The 6,857-nt window shown below is 25.6% G+C and carries 4 protein-coding genes; all 4 read right to left on the bottom strand.

What is annotated here, in order from left to right; translation table 11 throughout:
- Positions 1–853: 853 nt before the first annotated feature.
- The 4 genes from cgi121 to MBCUT_RS04965 all read right to left on the bottom strand — a co-directional run bounded on the left by cgi121 (position 854) and on the right by MBCUT_RS04965 (position 6,818).
- Complete coding sequence (cgi121, locus tag MBCUT_RS04980; protein ID WP_157082487.1) at positions 854–1,360, bottom strand: KEOPS complex subunit Cgi121; 507 nt, start codon at positions 1,358–1,360, stop codon at positions 854–856.
- A 479-nt stretch (positions 1,361–1,839) separates the two neighbouring features.
- Positions 1,840–3,321 carry a (R)-citramalate synthase gene (locus tag MBCUT_RS04975; RefSeq protein WP_067259586.1) on the bottom strand — a complete coding sequence of 494 codons (1,482 nt, stop codon included), beginning with the start codon at positions 3,319–3,321 and terminating at the stop codon, positions 1,840–1,842.
- A gap of 937 nt (positions 3,322–4,258) precedes the next feature.
- Complete coding sequence (locus MBCUT_RS04970) at positions 4,259–5,332, bottom strand: TIGR01177 family methyltransferase (RefSeq protein ID WP_067259585.1); 1,074 nt, start codon at positions 5,330–5,332, stop codon at positions 4,259–4,261.
- A gap of 37 nt (positions 5,333–5,369) precedes the next feature.
- Complete coding sequence (locus tag MBCUT_RS04965; protein ID WP_067259584.1) at positions 5,370–6,818, bottom strand: FAD-dependent oxidoreductase; 1,449 nt, start codon at positions 6,816–6,818, stop codon at positions 5,370–5,372.
- Positions 6,819–6,857 lie beyond the last annotated feature (39 nt).

Below are 6,857 nucleotides of genomic sequence, written 5' to 3'. Positions count from 1 at the left end.
AGAAAACAGATATAATTCCATAGATTGCCCCCCCCCCCCCTAAACATTTAAAGAACTTAAAACCAGTTAAAATAAATTTAAGCAAGAAAAATTATCCCTATCATAAAAATAAGCTATTTAACCCATCCCCTAATTTTCAACACATTTTTTCATTTAAGTAAATATCACGAAAAATTTAAAAAAAATGAGCCATAATCTTTTCCAAAACTTACTAAATAACATCTCATTTAAAATAATAACATCTACACAATATTTCAGGGAAAAAATTATAGTAAAGCAGAACAATCAATGAGACTTAAGAAAAAAAAATGATCAAAAAAAGTGAATAACAAAAACACACAGAAAATACGATGATAGAACAACAAAGATCATATTAAGATTTACATCAAAAAAAGATTATATTAAAAATTATGATTTCATTATTAGTTATATAACAAATTTTTTAATTAAAAAAATTCTAAAAAGATTTTTATAACAATCCTAAAACTTAAATTTATAAGAATTTATTAATTAACACGCTAAAATGAATTACTGATATCAATAAAAAGAAATCCACGATCTAAACAGTGACCAAAAATCTTCTTACACAAATTAAATTTTTTACTTAGAATTTTAAAGATTAATTTCATTAAAAACATTAATTAAAAATTAAATAGACGTTTATTTGCAAAAATCAATCAAAATTCATTAATTATATTAAATCCAAATAATAAATATGAGAATAATTTTTAACTATTTTTCTAGAAATTCGACTTTTAACCATGATTCAATAATCAAAAAAAATAGAAAAGATTAACAAATTATAGCTCTACAAAAAAATAGAAAAGATTAAAAAATTATAGCTCTACAATAATTACATTTCCACAATTAATGCAGATGTTTTATCAATTAGAATATCTTCAATACAGAAGATATCTAATTCTTTTTCTGATATATCATATAGTTCTGTTAATATTAATTGATCCTTTTCTAAAACACTATCATCTCTATCAAAAATCACTGATAATTCATCAAGGAAATAGTCTGGACAATTTATCATAACAACGCATATATCCATGTTACCTTCTTTCAAACCAAGAATTTCCAAGGCCTTTGAAATCTGTCTTTGGGCTGAAGTTCTAATACATATTTCAATGCCCAAATCATTGGCTAAATTTTCTTTTCTTTTAAATGCATTTATAGCATGAGTTATCCCATGTTCAATGTGTTTTCTCCCAGCTATTCCTTTAGCATTTAATAGTTGAATTACACAGCCATCACAGCAATTATTTTTTATTTTATCAAGAGTTTCGAGAGTTTCTTGGATACTGATTATATCTGTTTTAAATCCAGCTATTTCTATATTTTCTTCGATATTCAAAAAATCACCTGATAAAAGAATGAAATAATTGATAGGGATATGAAAATAGTAATCATACTCCAAGAATGATACAATATACTAACCATATGTAAAAATAAGAAGAGTAATGATAACAATTCTATCAATTAGAATATATGATTATAATTAGGATAAATAATTATGAAAAATATCTTAGTATAAAAAATATCTAACTATAAAAAAATATCTTAGTATAAAAAAATATCTAACTATAAAAAAATATCTTAGTATAAAAAAATATCTAACTATAAAAAAATATCTAACTATAAAAAATATCTAACTATAAAAAAATATCTTAATATAAAAAATATCTAACTATAAAGAAATATCTTAATATGAAAAATATCTAACTATAAAGAAATATCTTAATATGAAAAATATCTAACTATAAAGAAATATCTTAATATGAAAAATATCTAACTATAAAGAAATATCTTAATATAAAAATATTAACTTATATATCAATCATCTTCATTTTCTAATAATCTATTTACTCCACTTAAATAAGCTTCCACACTTGCATTGATGATGTCTGGCTGAGTACTTCTTGCAGAAATAATTTTATCCCCTAACCGTAATTTAAGGATAACATCTATTAATGCATTAGTACCTCCAGTTATAGCATCTACATGATACTCTTCTAATTCAACATCAGCAAAACTAGCTATTCCTTTTTTAACTGCCCCAATAGCTGCATCTACAGGACCTACACCAACATCAGCTTCAAGTATATCTTTATTATCAATTTTTAACTTAACAGAAGCTGTAGGTATAACTTTATTACCAGAAACTATTGTAACTTCCTCAAGGTTGATTTTCTTTTCTCTTTCTATCTCAAGAACATCATCAGCAATTGCTTGAAGATCAACATCTGTAACGCTTTTACCTAAATCTCCAAGAGATTTAACTCTTTTAAATATTTCATCACATTGATCCTGATTAAAGTTAAGATTTAGCTCTTTTAGTCTATTTTTAAGTCCATGTTCCCCAATGTGTTTACCCATTACAAATTTTCGTTTATGTCCAACGAGTTCTGGAGTTATTGGCTCATAAGTAGCTGCATTTTTGATAACCCCATCTGCATGAATTCCAGACTCGTGTGCAAATGCATTTTCACCAACAATAGCCTTGTTTGGCTGAAGATATACTCCAGTGAGCCTAGCTACTAATTTAGAAGTATCATACAATTGATTTATCTGTATATCTGTTTGATAATCCCCATATAAGGTATCAAGAGAAACTACAGTCTCTTCAAAAGAAGCATTTCCAGCTCGTTCACCTATACCATTCACAGTACAATGAAACTCTGTAGCTCCCGCCCTAATAGCAGACAAAGTATTTGCTACAGCCAATCCGAAATCATTGTGACAATGTACACTTAATGGAGCTCCAAGCTTAACTAATTCTGAGTAGTAATCCAAAGATCGCTCAGGAGTTAACATTCCAACAGTATCACAAGCACAGATCCTTTGAACACCCACATCAATTCCTGCACTAAAAATCTTCTTTAAATAATCCATATCACTACGTGTAGCATCTTCTGCAGACAATTCTACTATTAAACCATGATCAAGAGCATATTCTGCAGCATCAATAGCTTGAAATAAAACTTCTTCTCGTGTTTTTTTAAGCTTATGAGTTATATGTAAATCTGAAGTTGGAACAACAAGATGAACACTGTCAACCCCACATTCAAGTGCTGCATCAACATCAACCCTAACAGCACGAGCAAAGCTAGAAATTTCAGCATTAAGACCCTCATTAACCACAGTTTTAATCCCTTTTCTCTCTCCAATTGAAGTAATAGCAGAACCAGCTTCGATAATATTAACACCAATTTCATCTAATTTAATAGCTATTCGCAATTTTTCACTTGCTGTGAGTGAGATTCCTGGAGTTTGTTCACCATCTCTTAAAGTTGTATCAAGTACATTTATTTTCAATTAAATCCCCTTTGAAGGTCTAAATTATTAACAAAATTAAATAAAGTTAACTAATATAGTATATAAAGTTAAATAAAGTTAATTAATATAGTATATAAAGTTAAACAAAGTTAACTAATGTAGTATATAAAGTTAAATAAAGTTAACTAATGTAGCATATAAATCTAAATAAAGTTAACTAATGTAGCATATAAATCTAAATAAAGTTAACTAATGTAGCATATAAATCTAAATAAAATTGAGATAATTAATTATTTAAAATAAAAAAATTTATTAAAAATAATTAAAAATTAAAGTTTTATTAATTCTAAGATATGTATGATTGATAATATAAATTTTGTTATAAAGATTATAAGAGAATATATAATTTGAACATGAACTAATAATCAAAAATATTTATTTGAATATGAACTAATAATCAAAAATATCGAAATTATTCCAATTTACTGATGATGGGAAGTAGTTATTTTTAGAAAATTTTATTGTTAATATTATGGGTTAAAATTAAGATAAGTCTATAATAATTTTTAATTTATTAAAGTTAGATATTTCAACTACTAAATTTTAAATAAAATTCTAATAGACCTTAATATTGATATTAACATCAATTATTGAATTAAATTTTTTTTATGTTATAATTCTTTTATTTGAATAATAATAATAATAATAATAATATTGTTGTAATAATTAATTCATTATTTAACTTTATATAATTAATTTTTTAAAATGATAATACTTCATTACTCTTTAAAATAGTAATAAGGTAATTTAATTGATTTTTAAAATTTTCATTTTAGAATTGTTTCCCAAGCTTTACTGTATTAAAAATCATTTAAAAAATCTACCAGTAACAATAAAAGCTATAAATAATCAAAATTTGAAAAATTAAAAACATGAAAATTTTAATAATGAAAATAGATAATAATAAACTATTCATTTAATTAATTTTACCTATAACAGAAATGATTCTTGTTAAGCTTTTATGCATTTTAATCTCATGTCTATCCAATAATTCGAAGTCTAAATCATTTAATATACTATCAAAATCTAAATAATGTGGGGCTGCGATGCATAAAAGTGCATTTTCCTTCATGTTGTTAGAAATTGATTCTAAAAATTGATGAAAAATGATTCCACTTTTTTCTCCACCAGTAGATGTTGAAATACCATACGGAGGATCTGTAACTACAGCATCAACTTTTTCATAAAGCTTCAATTCCCTAACATCAATATGGTGTGCCTGATAATCTTTTATGTTACAATGATCAAGATTAATTGAAGTTCCATTTTTCATTTTCCAATGAATGTCTGAACCTATAAGTTTAGCTCCAATCATTCCACCTTCAATTAGAATTCCTCCTGTACCACAGAAAGGATCCAGAAGCAATTGACCTTCTTTTACATGGGACAAATTTACCATACACCTAGCAAGCTTTGGACTCATTGAACCTGGATAGAAAAATGGTCTTTTATGAGGTTTCATATCTTGGAAATGTTTTTTATTAAGTTTAATTCTTTCAATCCCAATGAAAACTTCATTTTCAGTAGCTACCACCCTAATAAAAGATTCTGGATTATCTAAGTTTACTGTAATTTTATTATTATCATTATCATTAGAAGCATTACTATCTCTTTCATTGGAGAGCAAAATTAAATGACCCAATCTCCTTTCAATAGCTGTTGTATCAATATTTACTTTATCAAATCTTTTTAATCTCACTGCAAAATCATTAGAAATGTAATCATTCCACTCAATAGATTTAAAATCATCTTCAATATCTTGGATAGTTGTCTTTAAAATAAGTTCATCGACTTCATGAGTATAAGCTAATCTTCTAACTAATTTTTCGTAGCTTTCAAAAAAATTTGCTTTTTTTAATGATTTTAATAAAACTAAACCTGTTGTTGGGACTTCAATTTCAGTAGCTATTTTTTCAGTAGTTAAAACAGCCCTTAATTCTGCTAAAGGTAAAGTTTTGTGTTCTTGTGATTGTATAAGTAAAAGTTCCATTATAATACTCCATTGATCATAATATTTAAACTTTATATTATTTAAATCCCCAAATAGAGATAAGTTTTCTAAAAAATGCTTTTGGAATGATAGAAAAAATAATGCCTCTTTTTATAAATTCTTTAACTAGAACAGATTGTTTATCCATATCTCCATATTTAGATATAATTTCTTCAGCATTTTTCTCCTTTAGTTTGAGGAACATATGATCTAAATCATCATCTGATAGAATTTCAAGAGTTTGTTGAACTTTAAGTTGATAAGAAAGTTCTTTAGAATATTTCTTTTTAAAGTTTTTTTCATATTTTTTCAGTATATGAATATCATCATCCTTTAAAGATTTTATTATTGCATCACTAGCCAAATTACAAATATCAAAACCTAGTATTAAGCCTCCACCAGTAGTGGGTTTAATTTGAGAAGCAGCATCTCCAATTAATATCATTCTATCAGTTACAAGATTCTTGTTTTTATCAAAAATAGGAATTTTTCCATTATATTTTTCAACGATAGAACAATTCTTGAATTTTTCATTAGTAGATAAAAAATCTTCTAAAATAATTTTTTGGTTTTTATAATCATTATTTGAAAACAAGCCAATACGATAGCTATTTTTTGTAGTGGGAATACACCACAAAAATCCAGGAAGAATTTTAGATATTGCAAAAATATCTACAAAATCATTACTATTATCCGTTTTATTATTAATTATACTTTCAGAATCTTTATTAATCTTTTTAAATTCTTTATTTTCCTCATTAACTATTTCATTATTATGATATCCAACATTTTCATTATTATGATATCCAATATTTTCATTACTATGAAATCCAATATTTTCATTACTATGAAATCCAATATTTTCATTACTATGAAATCCAATATTTTCATTACTATGAAATCCAATATTTTCATTACTATGATATCCAACATTTTCATTATTAGAATATCCAATATCATCATGTTTATTGTTAATTTCAATTAAATATTGAGTAGCATTAAAATATTTAAAAGAATGATTGAAAGAATCTGATGCAATGGATTTAGGACCATCTGCCCCAACTATTATCTTAGCTTTAACTTTTCGATTGTTCTGGCATAGTATAGTCCCACTTTTACTATCTACAGCAATTACTTTAGACTGCTTAAATAGAATAGCTCCTGCATCAATAGCACGTTTAGCTAAAAATTTATCATATCCTATCCTATCAATAATTAATGCTTCATTTTTATCTTTTTTAACTCTCAAATCATGACTTAAAGAGTGAAGATATGCTCCTTTGACTTCATTTAGAATCAAAGAATCTGGAATTTCATTAATATCTTTTAATTTTTTACTAACTATTCCTGCACATTGAAGAGGAATTCCTATCTCCTTTTTTTTCTCTAAAATAGCTACTGAATAGCCCTTTTTAGCTATTTTATAGGCCAAAGTTGATCCTATTGGTCCAGCACCTATAATAACTACATCATAATCAAAAGACATAATACACCAGAAAGTAAAATTTAGAATAATGAAAAATGA

The sequence above is a fragment of the Methanobrevibacter cuticularis genome, assembly GCF_001639285.1.
GTDB classification, from domain to species: domain Archaea; phylum Methanobacteriota; class Methanobacteria; order Methanobacteriales; family Methanobacteriaceae; genus Methanobaculum; species Methanobaculum cuticulare.
This window is presented reverse-complemented; position numbering and strand designations above follow the sequence as displayed.